This window comes from Leyella lascolaii, from assembly GCF_900079775.1.
Taxonomy (GTDB): Bacteria; Bacteroidota; Bacteroidia; order Bacteroidales; family Bacteroidaceae; genus Prevotella; species Prevotella lascolaii.
Genome location: NZ_LT556035.1, coordinates 307,887 through 322,402, shown reverse-complemented (window position 1 = coordinate 322,402; position 14,516 = coordinate 307,887). Strand labels below are relative to the sequence as shown.

Sequence of the window (14,516 nt, the reverse complement as noted above, 5' to 3'; positions counted from 1 at the left end):
CAAGAAGTACCAGTGTCAGACGGTTTCGCTTCGCCTACCGCTTCCTACTGGCATTCTTGAATGTTCGCAGGCTCACATTGACTGTCCTGTTATATCAAGTATAAACTTTATAAACCCCATCTACAATGACAAAAGACAAGAATAACAACACGGAGAAAGCCTCAAGGAAGAGACCTCCGAAGACCAGACACATTGACGTTCGTTTCACAGAAGAGCACTACAACCTGGTAGTACATAATGCCCGACTGTCAGGCAGGAGCAAGAGCACATATCTTCATGACTTAGGCATCGGACACAAGCCATCCCTACCCATGACCGCAGAGCAGGAGGAAGCCTTGAAGGGCTTAATCGGGGCAAGGTCTGAACTGGTTTATGTGCGCAATGCGCTTCATGCCCTGCCACAGGCCGAGAGACTGAAACTCTTCAAGAGAGCCGACTTCATGGAACGTTGGCTTCAAGGCATCAACACCCTGATAGAGGAATTGAGCCGCATTAGGGACAAATTCTTGGATATGTTATGATAGCAAAAGCATCAGCAATTCAGCATGGTCAGGCAATGACCAATTACGCAACCAAAAACAACCGCGCGGACATCGTCAAGACCAACCATCTCAGCGAGGGTCTGCCGCCAATGGGCATGTGGGACGAGATGGTGCTGCATCAGTCCATGTTCAAGCAGAGGTATGCCAAGAAGCCCATCGAACTGACGTCCATCCGCTTTGAGCTTTCCCCATCTGAGGAGGAGGCATGTAACTGGACTATGGAGGACTGGAGAAGATTCCTTGACGAGTTCATTCGTGAGATGGATGGCATCTCCAAGGTGAACCACATTGGCAAGAAGAAAGGCAGGGCTGCAACTTCGGTCAAGCCGACCAACATAGCCAACTCACAATATTTTGCCGCCCTTCACCGTGACTCCAAGAGTGGCATTCCCCACCTGCATCTGGTGGTGAACCGCATCGACATGGATGGCAATCTCAATGATGTGAAGTTCATCGGTGAGCGTGCCGTGATGGCAGCGAAAGCCGTCAATCAGCGTCATGGCTGGAAGGATGCCATGGATATTCGTCAGGAACGCATTGCAGAGGTGACCAAAGCATGTATGGATGTGCTGCGCTCAATGCCGTTCTTTGACTGGGATGAATATGCCGACCAGTTGAGGGCAAAGGGATATGACATCGAGCTTATCCGTGACAAGAATGGTCAAGGCAGGGTGCATGGTTACCGCTTCAAGTTCGGAAAAACTACCATCAAGGCTTCCGAACTGGGTGTAGGAAGGAATCTCACCGCATCGAAAATCGGGAATACCTTCCGCAAGCTGCACCCTCAGCCAACACCTGTTGCAGTTGGTCAAAGACCTTCGTCATCTGTTTCAAACGCTACCACATTGGACAGCAGAAATACGGCATCGCAAGGTGGTCAGTCTCGCACAAGCAATGTTGCCAATCCTGACCTGCCTGACGGATTGAGAAAGATTATTGAAGTCGATGGCGAGCGTTTCAGCATAGTCATGCCGAGAACTGCTTACGACACGATGAACAGTTGTATCGAAGTTCCCGAGAATGGATCCGCAAGCCACACTGACATTCTGAATGTGGCTATGCTGCTCTTCATGAACTATCTCGATGCTGCCACATCGATGTCTGATTCATGTGGTGGCGGTGGCAGTCCTGGCAGTGGCTGGGGACGTGATAAGGACGATGATGACCGTGAATGGGCAAGACGCTGCGCAATGCAAGCAAACAGACTCTGCAAGCCGATAAGGAGAGGCATGAGACGATAACTTTTCAAACAAGAACGGTATGGGAAGAAACAAGAAAGATGCCACACAGGATGTGCTTAACCTGTACAACCAGATGCAGGAGGACGAGAACATCGAGAGTGGCAAGGAAGAAATCAAAGTGACCTTGGAAGAGATTGAATCAGCCAAGAAAGCACTCTATGATGCAAAGGAGGAACTGGGCAATGCCTATCGGAGGTTGGAATCAACGAAAGTGGCACTTATGGCTGCCCACAGGAGCACGGACAACATCGTGGATAGTATATGCCATGCCATAGTCAAGGCAGAGCAGAGCAACCTCAAAGTCGGCATCAACGATGAAGGAGTTGCCCAGTTGGATAAGCGGAACAACACCGCCATTTCTGCTTTCAAGCAAGCCCTTGACGAGCATGAGAAGCGGATAAACGACCTGTTCACTCACCAGCAGAAAGAGCTTAAACGAATCCGCAATATCGAGGAGGGTGCATACTTCAACGGTAGCACCTATGCCTGGATGTTCGGCTTGGCTTTCCTAAGTTGGTCTATCATCTTTGTTGAAATCACCATTTGGATATGCATCACACTTTTTTAGAAAACTCAAAACATCAGAATCATGACAGACAACGAATACAGCAAGGCAAGAAAAGCCGCTGTTGATGCCCTTATCTACTGGGCAAAGACAGGCATGAGAGAGTTCACCATGCGTGACGCAGTAAACGACTATCTGGAGGCGAGCGGTGCTAACCGCCCCTCCATCGGTGGCGAATAGACCATCCTTGCACACAGAAAAAATGCAGCCAACCGACTGGCGATTGACTGCATATACAATTCATTTTGCAATAAGATTACTTACTTTCCCTCTTTTCCATCGGTTTTATTAGATGAGTTTGTTTTTGTAGTTGCTGTTTTTGATGAGGTTGCTCGTGGAAGAAGAGTTGGATTAGAGCCTATTGACCAACGATTATTCTTCGGTTGCGACGGAGGAACATTTGTGTTTGTGCGACTGGTTTCTTTTCGCTTTTGTTCCGCTTTTCTTTTTTCCTCTGCTCTTCTCCTCGCATTTTCCCGTTCTAAAGCAATGCGATTACGTTCATTAATCTCATGAAGACGTTGATTGTTTATCCTTTGTTGCTCTTGTTGGAATCGTCTCTCATTTTCTTTTCTAATTTGTTCATTACGTTCTTCTTCAAGATATCCTAAATTCCGCAGCATTTTAGTTTAACTTATTTTATAAGTACCTGAGCAACTTTTTGTTGCTCAGGTACTTAAAAAGTTATATTTGTAATAGTGTTGCGGAATTAAGGATACTACAAAAATGGATTGACTGCTTCAACGCCGCCGATGCAGTCGCTTTGGCAAACTTATACGCTCAGGATGCCATAAACCATCAAGTCGCAAACACCCCAGTTATAGGAAAAACAGCTATCCATGAAATGTTTGTAAATGAATTTGCAACCTCAAAAATGGTTTGTATTGTTGAGCATATATTCGAGGATGGAGAATGAGAGGACCGTGATGGACAGACCTCCGGTTTGCCGGTTGTTCCGCCAGGGGCACCGCCGGGTATCCGTGTCTGGCCGGGATAAGCGCTGAAAGCATCTAAGCGCGAAGCCCTCCGCAAGATTAGAACTCCTTTGAGGGTCGTCAGAGACGATGACGTCGATAGGGCGCAGGTGTAAAGACGGCGACGTCAAAGCCGAGCGCTACTAATTGCCCGAAACTTTCCGTGTTTGAGGCTTATTCCTTGAGTTGTTCGGGTTTTGCTTGTATGAGGATGTCATACCATACGTTGTCCGGTCGAGTCCGGGCATTTCGAAAAGAAATTTATGGTGGTGATAGCGACGGTGTTCCACCTCTTCCCATCCCGAACAGAGAAGTTAAGCCCGTCATCGCCGATGGTACTGCAATGCAATGCGGGAGAGTAGGCAGCCGCCTTTTTTCACATGAGGGACGTTTCCGGCAGTGAGTCGTGAGACGTCCCTCTTTTTTTGTCCTGTCGGAAACGGGTATCTTGCTGTCGGGAATGGGTGTTTTTCTGTAGTAAAACAATGGAACAAGGTATTTGGCAAGAGATTGAACAGCTATACCACAAGTTTTAGCAACTTGGTGTCAGCGAGGCGGTAGACTATGAGAAGTACTACCTCTATTCCCTCATTGCTCATTCTATCGCCATTGAAGGCTCCACGCTGACGGAACTTGACACGCAGCTACTCTTTGACGAGGGAATTACGGCGAAAGGCAAACCGCTTGTTTACCATTTGATGAATGAGGATTTGAAGAAAGCCTACGAACTGGCAAAAGGAGAAGAGGAGCACAACACACCTGTTACTTCGGCTTTCCTGCAAACGCTGAATGCAGCCCTGATGCGTTCATAACGTCATGGGCGGTTCTTTCGATTCCTCAAAAGGTGAGTACCGCCTATGTGGCGTTACGGCTGGTATCGGTGGACATTCTTACATGAACCACATGAAAGTCCCTGCCAAGGTAGAAGAACTTTGTGCTATTCTGCAAGAGAAACAAAAGACCGTGGAAACATTTCGGGAACAATATAATTGAGTTTTAATGCCCACCTCAATTTAGTAACGATTGACGCTGTCCAAAATTTTGTGTAAATGGGAACAATATTTTGGACAGTGTCGTATTCGACAGTAGCATTTGGACAAGCTCTCTTTTAGGTGTAGACATTTAAGCTGACTACCCTTCTTTCTTCGGCAGTAACTCTATTTTCTTCTCATTGTCAGTAAGTAAATAATACGCAATAAGTATGAGTTCATTTGTAGCAGAGGCATTATCAAAATGAGCAATAGGTTGATTCTTGGGTTCGTAGAATACGTCTCCTGCCTTCATATATTGAGAAGCCTGACCGTCTATCTGAAACAACAAGTTTCCCGAGACAACATACCCGAAAACCGGACAAGGATGCAAATGGTAATCAGCTTTTCCTCCTTCCGGAATGACAATTCTTTCTACTACGATATTGGATAGAGTATGCTTCTCGTTCAAATGGAGATAAAGAAGATTTTCCCTCGTAACTAAATTTGTTTTTGTCGTTCCGCAACTATATAAAAGTAATGCAAATACAGATAAAATAATTTTGTTCATATCTTTTTTGCTGCAAAGGTAGGCATAGAAAAGACATAAACTCATTGACCTATCTTAAGGGATTTAATACGGCTTAAAGATTCCGCCCTAATTCCCAAATAAGATGCAATATGATATTGCGAAACATGTTGTTCTATATTGGGATAGGTTTTCAAAAGTAGTTTATATCGGTTGTAGGCATCGTCCGTCAACATAGCCGTTTCCTTCCGGCATTTATTGATAAAAAGCGTGTCTGCAATATATTTGCCCAATTTATACCATTCGGTAGATTCATTCAACAGACTGTCATAATCTGATTTATTCAGGCAATATATAAATGAATATTCTAAGGCTTGTATGCTTCCTACACTCTTTTCCTGTGTGAGAAAACTCTGGTAGGAAATCCTCAAAATAGAAATCGCTATTATGTTCTTCTCCCTCTTTACTGATATATGAACGGAGTACACCCGACTTGACTATCCCGATAAAAGAACACACTTTTCCTTGTCGAAGTAAGAAGTCGTTCTTCCGCACATATACCATCTTGCATAGTTCTATCAGACGCAGGTATATCTCAGAAGACAGACCTATCTGATGTATAATGAGTTGTTCAATCATATTTTTATATCAAAAGAAATGCAGTGTTAAGAAAACCTACCACAACTACAGTTGTATGTGCAAAATGGGGTAAGCTTTACCTTCTCCATACCTATCATCCTTCCCAGTTATATTGAAACCTATATGCTGATAAAATCCAACCGCTTGTATGTTTTGCTCATTCACATCCACCTTATTTATTCCCAAACGTTGGATGGCATATGTCACTAATTCTTTTCCTATACCTTTACCTCGATACTGGTTGTCAACAAATAACATTTCGAGAGTGGTCTCATAGAATCCCATAAAGTCCATTAAAACTCAGTCTTGCTCAAATCCGTATAACGTGACTTGTTGGAAATATAGTGGAAGCCGAGCCTTATAGTATAAGAAGTCTTCCTATTTTAGAAAATGGTGTGTGTTTGATACGGCACTTTCCCAAATCCTTATCAAAACAGAATGCTCACCGGATTCAATATTTCTAAGCATACTCGTTTTCAGATTATCCGCCTTTCAAATTCGGCGATTGTTAACCGCCGAATTATATATTACGCCCAATGGATTCAAATCTATAGTTACAAAATCACTTTATCTCTATTTAAATCATCAACTCCGGCAAGCTTTTTTAAAGGATTTCCCCACGCATGCAACCTGTGGCTCAGTTACAGAACATCTTTGTTTTTATCCATTACATATTACTATACTGGAGCTATGCAATAAACAGGATTGATGTGGAATTTTGTTGTAATGACTATGTATTAAAAGAGGGGCTGACTCGTAACTTTGAGTCAGCCCCTTTCGCTTTTTTTTTAATAGTTCTCTTTTCTCAGTTCGAAATAACTTTGCGGATGGTTGCATACCGGGCATATTTTGGGAGCGGATTTACCGATAACGATATGTCCGCAGTTACGGCAGATCCAAATGCATTCACCCTCACGTGAGAATACGACTTTATCATCAATGTTTTTAAGTAGTTTGCGATAGCGCTCCTCATGATGCTTTTCTATTGCGGCAACACCTCTGAATTTAGCCGCAATTTCAGTGAAGCCTTCTTCTTCAGCCTCTTTTGCCATACGGTCATACATATCAGTCCATTCATAATTCTCACCTGCTGCCGCATCTTTCAGATTCTCCATGGTAGAAGCAATCTCGCCATTATGCAAATATTTGAACCATAACTTAGCGTGCTCCTTTTCGTTGTTGGCTGTCTCTTCAAAAATAGCAGCAATCTGCTCGTAACCGTCTTTCTTTGCTTTTGATGCATAGTAAGTGTACTTGTTACGTGCCTGAGATTCTCCCGCAAAAGCTTCTAACAGATTCTTTTCTGTTTTTGTTCCTTTTAATTCTTTCATAATTTTAAATTAATAGTGATACATAAAGTTGAATAAATATTGCTTTGATAAAAGCGATGTCATATTGTTATTTCTCCACATAAAGCTCTGTTCATGTCTTTTCTTATGAGTGTATTGTCTGAATATTTTCCTTGCAAGAACATAAGTTTTGTAGCGGCACTCTCAACTGTGCTGTCATAACCGCTTATCACACCTGCGTTTTTTAACTGATATCCGTTGTTATATCGGTTCATCTCCACACAACCTGATATGCATTGGCTTATATTTATTACGGTCACTCCGCGGTCGGACGCTTCCCTAAGTATTCGTAGGAGCCATTCCTGACGCGGTGCATTCCCACTTCCATAGCTTCTCATGACGATACCTTTTAATTCCGGTGCGTCAAGTACATGCCTCACAATGTTTTCTTGTATTCCAGGGAAAAGAGAGAATATGACGACATTCGGATCCAGTTTTGTGTGTGGAATCATGGGGCGTGTGAAGTCCGGTTTCAGTATGAAATGATGATTGAAATTGAATCCAACTCCGGCATCGCACAAGTGCGGATAGTTGAACGAATTGAATGCGTTGAAACCATCGGCATTTTGTTTTGTACTTCTGTTCCCTCTTAAAAGTCTTCCGCTGAAATATATGCATACCTCCGGAACGATTGCATGACCGCTTCGGTTCTTTGCGGAGGCAAGCTCAATACTTGTTATCAGATTTTCCTTGCCGTCGGTACGAAGCTGCCCTATCGGAAGCTGGCTTCCTGTAAGAATTACAGGTTTTGTAAGGTTCTCCAGCATAAAAGATAAGGCAGAAGCCGTATATGCCATGGTGTCTGTTCCGTGCAGCACCACAAATCCATCGTATTGGTCGTACCGTTCCGATATTATATTGACAAGTTGAATCCACATCATCGGTGACATGTCACTTGAGTCAACAGGATTACTGAATTGATAAGTGTCTACATCTGCTTTAATATACGAGAACTCAGGCATGTTACTTATGAGATGATTGAAGTTCAAAGGCTCAAGAACACCTGTTTGTGGGTTGCACCCCATCCCGATGGTCCCTCCTGTATATATAAGCAATACCTTGCTGTACTTGATGTTGTATCTGTTGCTCATACGATGTAAATGTATTGAGATAGCAAAGATACTATAAAAAGATCATTCTTTGAAATAAATCCTTGGAATTTATTGTTTAATTGGATAAACAAAGTTAATTAATCTTTGGTAGAAGAGTGAGAGTTATTATCCTTGTCGTATTGCTTAGTTTATCCACCTGTATTCTTTGTGTACATCGCTATCAGTGCTGTAAGAAAGACCTTTGCGGGTATTCCGGATTATTTCACGGCAGAGCTTTTGCACTTCTGATTGTGAGTATCGTTGTAAAATCAAATATTATAAGTTTAAGGTAAAGTATACGATTAAAATTTATAATAAAAGAATGGATTTGTCCGTTAAAAGTAGTATAGCAGTATTAATGAACATAGGAATGAGAAAAAGGACTTATATATTAATGCTCTCATTAATGAGCTTCATGATGGCTTTCTCACAAAAGGATACGAGGGTCGGATATCGTGACATGTTCAGAGAGTTCAATACATTACAGGGCGGTATGACCAGGTATGACGGGTGAAATTTTACGGTAGAGAATTTTTATGACATTCCATACTGGCATACAGCCAGAAACGGCGAATACAGAACCTGGCTTTCCGAAGATGTGTTCTGCATAGAAAATACAGATTCCGACAGAAACGGCTATATCAGTTTCTATAAGTTTTTTGACGCTTTCGACACACGTCCGGACTCGGTATCTCTGCACGGAGAGATAATGTTGCAGTCAGACTCCACCGTCTTTTTTTGCAATGTCAATAGAAAGGGTTTGATGGACAGCAAGGAGATATCTGCTGCAGATAATAAGTCATGGACAAAGTTCAATGTATCAATCCCTTATAAAGAAGGACTGAACTATACAGGAATACAGTTTTATATTCTTGGAATGTGTTCCGGCGACCGGGTGTTTCTGCGCAATTTCGGTATGGATGCCGACGGAGCCAATATAGACGACTATATAGGTAAAAAGCCCTCTGCTGAAGACCATGAGTTTGATGTCTCGTCAATGTTCAGATTCGACAATACCGCTCTGACAGATGAACAGGCTGAACGCCTGGAGACGATATGCCTGGTCTGGGGCTTTTCCAAGTATTACAACGATAGAATAAGGCAAGGGGAAAGAGACTGGAACTATGACCTGTTCAGGATTCTCAACAGGGCATACAATCAGAAAGACAGGACATCGTTCAACAGGGCTCTCGCGGAATGTATACCTTCATCCAAAGCATCCGGGAAAGACAAATACAGTCGTCCTGCCAACAATGACAGCATAATATCGCAGCTTTCATTCGACTGGATGGCGAGAGAACGTCTCGGACGCAGTCTTTTCAAGAAACTGAAGCAAATGCGTGAAGAATAGCACGACAGTGCGCTGATGAGTGTAAGCTACCAGAACAGCAACGATGAGATTATCCAAGAAAGGGTTGTCCTGTTCAAGAACGAGAGCGCGTATCCTGACATCAGTCCCAACGATGACGGCTACAGGATGCTCACTCTATTCCGATTCTGGAACATGATGTACTATTTCCATCCTTATATAGGACATTTCGAAAAGAGATGGAGAGAGCTGCTGCCTGAATTCATAAGGATTTTCGCAAAGGCAAGAGACCGTAAGTCTTTCGACACGGCATGCGCAAGGCTTGTATTTGCGATGAAGGACAGTCATACGTTGCCATACGGTCTTGAAACCAACATCGACGGCGAGCTTCTATGGAAGAATAATAATTATCTGCCGGTGGAGGCGGTGATGGCAGATTCGTGCAGAATACTTATAACAAGGATAAATGCTGAAAATTATCCCAATGACGGAATCCAGCCTGGAGACTATATAACAGGAGTAAACGGCAGGTCTGTATATGATATAAGAAAAGATGCAGACAAGTATAACCACTTTGCCAGCCTTTCAGCCGACCAGTACGCACCGGCATATATCTCATTTCCCGGCAAATCGGTTACTTACACGGTTGAGAGATACGGAGAGATAAGGGACATACGTATCAACGACTTCATGGATTATTGGGAAAGATACAGAGCCAGGGAAGACAACACTCCTTCCACATATACATGCGGAGACGGGATGGTATATGTGAATCTCGGGACAATCAATGCGGACTCCTTAGCTAAAGTCTTGAATAATAATATTGAAAGTAAGGCTATTATATTTGACATGAGGGGTATCCTGTCGATTTTCCGGCTGTTCTCGATACACTTACCTGTTTTCTTTATCCAGAGCCGCGGAGGATAATGCGGATGTCGTATGCCGATTTGAGCTCTCCCGGAACATTCAGGTCGAACAACAGCTATACAATAAAATATGGCAAGACAAATCCTTATTACTATAAAGGTAAGGTGGCTGTACTCGTAAACTGTATAACCATAAGTGCGGCAGAAGTACTCACCCTTGCTATAAAAAACGCTCCGGATGCAGTCGTGATAGGCGAACCTACAGCAGGTGCTCTTGCAATTGTTGCATACCAACCTCTTCTCGGAGGAGCCTCCACAAGGATAACGGGCGCGGGAGTATATCTTAATGACGGGAGTTGCACCTATCCGGACGGGATTCCGCTTGATTTCACCGTTCATCAGACACCTGAAGATGTAAAAGCCGGCAGGGACACACAGTTGGAGTTCGCAAAAAGACTTTTATCAAAATAAATAATCAATAATTGTTTCGTTGCTTTCTGTTTGCGTCAAGAGTGTCCGCATGAATGATTATGTTCATGCGGACGCTCCTCTGGCTTGTAGGTATATGTATGGAATATTCTGCAAACAATATATCATGATTATATAAACAATGTAGCTGTAGGGCGATTGGGATGACTGCTGTCGGAGATACGGCAAATGTGTTATGACAGACACATACACCCCGTGTTCATATAATGACATAAAAAAAACCGTCAGACTAAGTCTGGCGGTCAATCTCTCATTTTTCTGTTCTTAGCTTGATTAGAGGCTGTCAGCAACTGCAGAGTCACCGGCAACAGTTGTGTCAACTACGGCTGCTGTGTCTGCAACAGAGTCAGCGTCAGTAGCAGCTGTGTTTGTTTTGTTACCACAAGATGCGAATGAAATAGCTGCGATAGCTACGAACATTAAAACTAATTTCTTCATTTTCTTTGCTTTTTAAATCTGTAAAACAATCATTTGTTTATTAAAACGATGCAAAGGTAAGCATTTTTTTCTTATCACATCATCTTTTTTGATTTTTTTTTTATTCTTTGCGTAACTTTTTTTTAATTACCTGATAATCAGTCGTTTCGTAACGTATAATTAATGTTAACGACTTTGTCATGCCTTGATGTTGTCCTTGACGTGCAGCCAAATGTATGTCGTGTTTCAATAATTATGCGTGATTATCCATGGATTTCAGCGTATTCTTTGCCAGAGATAAGGCCTGCCGGATATGCCGCTCCGCATTCTCGCGCACCGTGCTTCTTGGATATTTTATATGCGTCATGCGGAATTTCTGCAATCCCTACAGTTCTTCATGCATCAGTCTGATTTTGTATAGGCATCATGTGGATTTATTTTCGGTTTCGGCAAAGACATCTTAGTATACATAGAAATGGAGTGGAAGTAAATATGCAGACACGAATTTATAAACAAAAGATTAGTAGGAGGGATGCGTTTTCGTCATCTGTCACGTCCGCACAATTGCCCCATACAGTTATACATCTTTTAATATACAGTATTGCAGGGCTGCCAGCAGGCTGGTGCGTGAAATTCACATAACTATTGATTGTGCATGTCCGGTCATTTATGCTATGCGGTGTCAAAAGTGTTAAATACGGCATTCTCATACCGGTAAATTAGGTGATGTTAAAAACTATCAGTATATTTGTGTGCATAAATAGTTATAGAAAACCATTCGAATCATCAAAATAATTATCACTATGGACTTTATATTTATGCTTGTTGGTATTGTCATCTGGCTTGTCTGTATGGCAGGCAGTCATTTGACAGGTCGCGGTAAATAGCTGGAAATTATTCTTTTTATATAAAACATATTGCTTTCGGCAATTAAAGAACAAGCTCTCATTGCTCTCGCTGGCATTGTTTTTACATAAAATAATTTCGGCACTGAGTCTCTGTTTTTTCCATTGAACTTATCAAAATCATCAAGTAGCGCAATATCTGTAAGGATGACTGCAAGGTAGTCTTGCAGTTGCAGACAGGCTGATTGCATTGTCTGTTGTTTTATCAAATTCTGGTACAAAAGCTGTTTTTGCGAATGTTTCGAACGCACAAGGCAAAGACCTTTAAAACGGTGGCGTGTTCATTGGCATGGTGACCGCAGCTCTGAAGCGGAGGATAAGTGCTGTAATGTAGGTGCAATCGGTTTGCATAGTATTGGTTGAGTGTTACTCAGTTGGACAAGAACAAATAAATAACTTTGATAGAAAAGGACTTGTCAGGCTTGAGTATCCTGTGCGGAACCGTTGCGACGGCTTACACGGAACGAAAAACCGCCTGCAATAATGCAGACGGAGACGGACGGTCTTAGCCATCCAAATTCAAAAGCGTACTTATATGCGAATTTATTTTGTATTTAAGTTGTGGCGTATTCGGTTACTCTTTATTGAGTTCCGAATAACTCTATTTAGATAATAGAGCCACGGCGCGGCGGTAATGTTAACGGCATTTGCCGCCGCGTTTCGCTTTTGTTCTGTAAATATAGAGTTTATTTCTTTCGGTTGTTCCTTCTGTTAGGAATAATTAAGTAAAAACTCAGTAAAGCCGTAAGACGAAAGAAGCGATGTAAGGTTATGAAGAGACTGAGCTGTTTGAGGTAAGCCGTAAATGGATTACTGAGAAATTGAATATTTGTTCAAAATTAATCGATATTATAAATCTTATCAGCTGCATCTACATCTTGACCATCATATTATGCAATATTTGTATAAGGCAAGCCGTGCTTGGCAAACCGTGAGTAAGCTCGACCGAATACGCATTTGAGATCGAGGCAGCGACTGGCATACCTGTCCATGTCTGGGCTGATATGCAGTCGGCATGTGGTATGCAGACTGTATGGTACAGCATAATACTTAATGCATTATTTGACAATATACGCAAGGCAGTTGCTATGCTTTAATTTTCAATGGTCAAGAAATTCCACTGTCAATGACTTTCAACGTTGTACGGTTCTTATTTCCCAAAAGATTTAACCCGAATCGGTCATCAGACTTCATCCTTATTTCGCACTGCTGTCAGCCAGATTATATTCAGCTTTTATCGGAAATGTAGCGGGCTGCACCGGAAAAAAGCTGGAGGCAAGATGACGGCAGCAGCGTGGAATTGCAGTTATTTTAAATACTCCGACCTGCGTTGGGAACTTGCGGAAATGATATAGCGTTTCAAAAAGAGAGTGGAAAAGAAAATAAACGACAACTTTTAAAACATGCAACCATGACACAGAAAAAAGCATTAAACCAATTAGAGGAATATTGCAGGGTGAACAATATGCACCTTATAAATTCAACCTTTATAAAAGGTGCGTACGCTCTTGTAATTCACGACGCACCTGGCGAATGGGTGCAGGGTGTGGCAAACATGCCTTGCCGCCGTTTGAGCGGAGCGGATATTTAACCCCGAAAGAGCTGCTTTTGTGGCTTGACGGCTATCATGCAGGACTTCAGGCGAACAAAAACAAATAAACTATGGAGACAGGGAAGGACCTTTACTCCTACAAAGTCGTAAAAAGGGGTGGCAAGTACATTATAATTTCACCATACGACGGGCGGAAGATAGGAACGCTTCAATAAATTCACTTATTTTGTGGATTATGTAAAATAAAAGAATTATATTTGCACCAGCAAAGACAACGCTATGCTAATCTAATTTGACAAAGACTACCTGCGCGAACTATTTGTGCAAGGTCGGACGAACGACAAGAAACACCGCTATCAACCCGAAATAATAAAAGGTTACAAAAAGTGCGTGATGTTCTTAAAACGAGCAAACAACGTGGAGCAACTTTACCCTATCCACTCCTTGAACTACGAAGTTTTACAGGGCGACAAAAAGGGTGTTTCATCCGTGCGAATAAACAGGCAATACCGACTTGAATTTACAGTAAGGGATATTTTAGGCGAGCAAATTGTCACAGTGTGCCGTCTATTGGAAATAAGCAACCACTACAAATAAATACAAATATGGAAACAGCAAAGAGAATTTACAGACCTGACGAGTTGCAGCCGTCCGAGCCTATACATCCGGGCGAAATGCTGAAAGACGAATTGCAAGCCCGTGGAATGTCGCAAAAGAAATTCGCCGCCATAATAGGAATGCCTTACACGGCTTTTAACGAGATTATAAACGGCAAGCGGCCTATAACTACCGACACGGCGTTAAGGATAGAGGCTGCAACAGGGATAGCCGCAAACATTTGGCGCGGTCTTCAATCTGACTACGACATGATGGCGGCACGACGAAACAACAAACTCACCGCCATACTTGACAACATACGTAAGGCGGTGGCGGTGCTTTAACATCTTATTATCATCCACAAATTACGCCCGTACAAAGGTTTAAGCCTTTGCACGGGCTTTAAAAAAACGAAATGTAAAAAAGATACATCTCGTTTTATATAATGTATCTATTATCAGTTGATTATCAATGCTATACGCT

The 14,516-nt window shown here is 42.5% G+C and carries 15 protein-coding genes, 1 rRNA gene, 4 pseudogenes and 1 other annotated feature; of the genes and pseudogenes, 13 read left to right on the top strand and 7 right to left on the bottom strand.

Features of this window, described 5'->3' with window-relative positions; genetic code table 11:
- Positions 1–125 precede the first annotated feature (125 nt).
- The 4 genes from BN4609_RS02570 to BN4609_RS16380 are packed head-to-tail and all read left to right on the top strand — an operon-like array spanning position 126 to position 2,528.
- Complete coding sequence (locus BN4609_RS02570) at positions 126–521, top strand: plasmid mobilization protein (RefSeq protein ID WP_068855183.1); 396 nt, start codon at positions 126–128, stop codon at positions 519–521.
- Complete coding sequence (locus BN4609_RS02565; protein WP_068855182.1) at positions 518–1,783, top strand: relaxase/mobilization nuclease domain-containing protein; 1,266 nt, start codon at positions 518–520, stop codon at positions 1,781–1,783. Before BN4609_RS02570 ends, BN4609_RS02565 begins: the two co-directional genes overlap by 4 nt.
- 19 nt (positions 1,784–1,802) lie before the next feature.
- On the top strand, positions 1,803–2,351 hold the full coding sequence (locus tag BN4609_RS02560; protein WP_068855181.1) for a hypothetical protein: 549 nt from the start codon (positions 1,803–1,805) through the stop codon (positions 2,349–2,351).
- Positions 2,352–2,372: 21 nt separating this feature from the next.
- Complete coding sequence (locus BN4609_RS16380; protein WP_153093198.1) at positions 2,373–2,528, top strand: hypothetical protein; 156 nt, start codon at positions 2,373–2,375, stop codon at positions 2,526–2,528.
- Positions 2,529–2,608: 80 nt separating this feature from the next.
- Here the strand turns inward: BN4609_RS16380 and BN4609_RS02555 are convergent, their stop codons facing one another.
- Positions 2,609–2,971, bottom strand: coding sequence for a hypothetical protein (locus tag BN4609_RS02555; RefSeq protein WP_053078087.1), 363 nt, complete (start codon positions 2,969–2,971; stop codon positions 2,609–2,611).
- A 38-nt stretch (positions 2,972–3,009) separates the two neighbouring features.
- Here BN4609_RS02555 and BN4609_RS17215 point away from each other — a divergent pair.
- From BN4609_RS17215 to BN4609_RS16870, 3 genes and pseudogenes are all read left to right on the top strand, one after another.
- Positions 3,010–3,249, top strand: a pseudogene (locus tag BN4609_RS17215) (YybH family protein); the annotation flags it as partial.
- Positions 3,235–3,477 (top strand) — a sequence feature (23S ribosomal RNA rRNA prediction is too short). It overlaps the preceding pseudogene by 15 nt.
- A 107-nt stretch (positions 3,478–3,584) precedes the next feature.
- Positions 3,585–3,697, top strand: a 5S ribosomal RNA gene (gene rrf / locus BN4609_RS02545).
- A 110-nt stretch (positions 3,698–3,807) separates the two neighbouring features.
- A pseudogene (locus tag BN4609_RS16870) lies at positions 3,808–4,347 on the top strand (Fic family protein); the annotation flags it as partial.
- Between the two features lie 106 nt (positions 4,348–4,453).
- On the opposite strand, the gene BN4609_RS02535 reads toward BN4609_RS16870, so the two are convergent.
- The 4 genes and pseudogenes from BN4609_RS02535 to BN4609_RS02515 all read right to left on the bottom strand — a co-directional run bounded on the left by BN4609_RS02535 (position 4,454) and on the right by BN4609_RS02515 (position 7,898).
- Positions 4,454–4,861 (bottom strand): cupin domain-containing protein, encoded by a 408-nt coding sequence (locus BN4609_RS02535; protein ID WP_068855180.1) that lies wholly within the window; start codon positions 4,859–4,861, stop codon positions 4,454–4,456.
- A 642-nt stretch (positions 4,862–5,503) separates the two neighbouring features.
- Positions 5,504–5,926, bottom strand: a pseudogene (locus tag BN4609_RS02525) (GNAT family N-acetyltransferase).
- A gap of 320 nt (positions 5,927–6,246) precedes the next feature.
- Positions 6,247–6,789 (bottom strand): rubrerythrin, encoded by a 543-nt coding sequence (gene rbr, locus BN4609_RS02520; RefSeq protein WP_021993249.1) that lies wholly within the window; start codon positions 6,787–6,789, stop codon positions 6,247–6,249.
- A gap of 59 nt (positions 6,790–6,848) precedes the next feature.
- On the bottom strand, positions 6,849–7,898 hold the full coding sequence (locus tag BN4609_RS02515) for an asparaginase (protein ID WP_021993248.1): 1,050 nt from the start codon (positions 7,896–7,898) through the stop codon (positions 6,849–6,851).
- Positions 7,899–8,661: 763 nt separating this feature from the next.
- On the opposite strand from BN4609_RS02515, the gene BN4609_RS02505 reads away from it, so the two are divergent.
- Genes BN4609_RS02505 through BN4609_RS02495 form a run of 3 tightly spaced genes read left to right on the top strand, consistent with a single transcriptional unit; the run spans position 8,662 to position 10,544 of the window.
- Entirely contained in the window at positions 8,662–9,249 is a 588-nt protein-coding gene (locus BN4609_RS02505; RefSeq protein WP_164071554.1) for a hypothetical protein, read from the top strand.
- 15 nt (positions 9,250–9,264) lie between these two features.
- Positions 9,265–10,134, top strand: a complete 870-nt coding sequence (locus tag BN4609_RS02500; protein WP_068855177.1) for a S41 family peptidase — start codon at positions 9,265–9,267, stop codon at positions 10,132–10,134.
- A 5-nt stretch (positions 10,135–10,139) separates the two neighbouring features.
- Entirely contained in the window at positions 10,140–10,544 is a 405-nt protein-coding gene (locus BN4609_RS02495) for a S41 family peptidase (RefSeq protein ID WP_164071553.1), read from the top strand.
- Between the two features lie 291 nt (positions 10,545–10,835).
- Here the strand turns inward: BN4609_RS02495 and BN4609_RS16375 are convergent, their stop codons facing one another.
- Positions 10,836–11,000, bottom strand: coding sequence for a PG1828 family lipoprotein (locus BN4609_RS16375; RefSeq protein ID WP_164071552.1), 165 nt, complete (start codon positions 10,998–11,000; stop codon positions 10,836–10,838).
- 841 nt (positions 11,001–11,841) lie between these two features.
- Positions 11,842–12,075 (bottom strand): hypothetical protein, encoded by a 234-nt coding sequence (locus BN4609_RS02490; protein WP_068855175.1) that lies wholly within the window; start codon positions 12,073–12,075, stop codon positions 11,842–11,844.
- A 1,220-nt stretch (positions 12,076–13,295) separates the two neighbouring features.
- Between BN4609_RS02490 and BN4609_RS02485 the strand changes: the two genes are divergently transcribed.
- The 3 genes and pseudogenes from BN4609_RS02485 to BN4609_RS02475 all read left to right on the top strand — a co-directional run bounded on the left by BN4609_RS02485 (position 13,296) and on the right by BN4609_RS02475 (position 14,377).
- The gene (locus BN4609_RS02485) at positions 13,296–13,475 is read left to right on the top strand and encodes a hypothetical protein (protein WP_164071551.1); all 180 of its coding nucleotides are present in this window, start codon (positions 13,296–13,298) and stop codon (positions 13,473–13,475) included.
- 252 nt (positions 13,476–13,727) lie between these two features.
- Positions 13,728–14,033, top strand: a pseudogene (locus tag BN4609_RS02480) (type II toxin-antitoxin system RelE/ParE family toxin); the annotation flags it as partial.
- 8 nt (positions 14,034–14,041) lie between these two features.
- Positions 14,042–14,377 carry a HigA family addiction module antitoxin gene (locus tag BN4609_RS02475; protein WP_068855173.1) on the top strand — a complete coding sequence of 112 codons (336 nt, stop codon included), beginning with the start codon at positions 14,042–14,044 and terminating at the stop codon, positions 14,375–14,377.
- Positions 14,378–14,516: the final 139 nt, after the last annotated feature.

What these genes read in the sequence shown, in the direction of transcription:
- BN4609_RS02570 (WP_068855183.1), top strand. Translation starts at nt 126, where the DNA reads ATGACAAAAGACAAGAATAACAACACGGAGAAAGCCTCAAGGAAGAGA.
- BN4609_RS02565 (WP_068855182.1), top strand. Translation starts at nt 518, where the DNA reads ATGATAGCAAAAGCATCAGCAATTCAGCATGGTCAGGCAATGACCAAT.
- BN4609_RS02560 (WP_068855181.1), top strand. Translation starts at nt 1,803, where the DNA reads ATGGGAAGAAACAAGAAAGATGCCACACAGGATGTGCTTAACCTGTAC.
- BN4609_RS16380 (WP_153093198.1), top strand. Translation starts at nt 2,373, where the DNA reads ATGACAGACAACGAATACAGCAAGGCAAGAAAAGCCGCTGTTGATGCC.
- BN4609_RS02555 (WP_053078087.1), bottom strand. Translation starts at nt 2,971, where the DNA reads ATGCTGCGGAATTTAGGATATCTTGAAGAAGAACGTAATGAACAAATT.
- BN4609_RS02535 (WP_068855180.1), bottom strand. Translation starts at nt 4,861, where the DNA reads ATGAACAAAATTATTTTATCTGTATTTGCATTACTTTTATATAGTTGC.
- rbr (WP_021993249.1), bottom strand. Translation starts at nt 6,789, where the DNA reads ATGAAAGAATTAAAAGGAACAAAAACAGAAAAGAATCTGTTAGAAGCT.
- BN4609_RS02515 (WP_021993248.1), bottom strand. Translation starts at nt 7,898, where the DNA reads ATGAGCAACAGATACAACATCAAGTACAGCAAGGTATTGCTTATATAT.
- BN4609_RS02505 (WP_164071554.1), top strand. Translation starts at nt 8,662, where the DNA reads ATGGACAGCAAGGAGATATCTGCTGCAGATAATAAGTCATGGACAAAG.
- BN4609_RS02500 (WP_068855177.1), top strand. Translation starts at nt 9,265, where the DNA reads ATGAGTGTAAGCTACCAGAACAGCAACGATGAGATTATCCAAGAAAGG.
- BN4609_RS02495 (WP_164071553.1), top strand. Translation starts at nt 10,140, where the DNA reads ATGTCGTATGCCGATTTGAGCTCTCCCGGAACATTCAGGTCGAACAAC.
- BN4609_RS16375 (WP_164071552.1), bottom strand. Translation starts at nt 11,000, where the DNA reads ATGAAGAAATTAGTTTTAATGTTCGTAGCTATCGCAGCTATTTCATTC.
- BN4609_RS02490 (WP_068855175.1), bottom strand. Translation starts at nt 12,075, where the DNA reads ATGCAATCAGCCTGTCTGCAACTGCAAGACTACCTTGCAGTCATCCTT.
- BN4609_RS02485 (WP_164071551.1), top strand. Translation starts at nt 13,296, where the DNA reads ATGACACAGAAAAAAGCATTAAACCAATTAGAGGAATATTGCAGGGTG.
- BN4609_RS02475 (WP_068855173.1), top strand. Translation starts at nt 14,042, where the DNA reads ATGGAAACAGCAAAGAGAATTTACAGACCTGACGAGTTGCAGCCGTCC.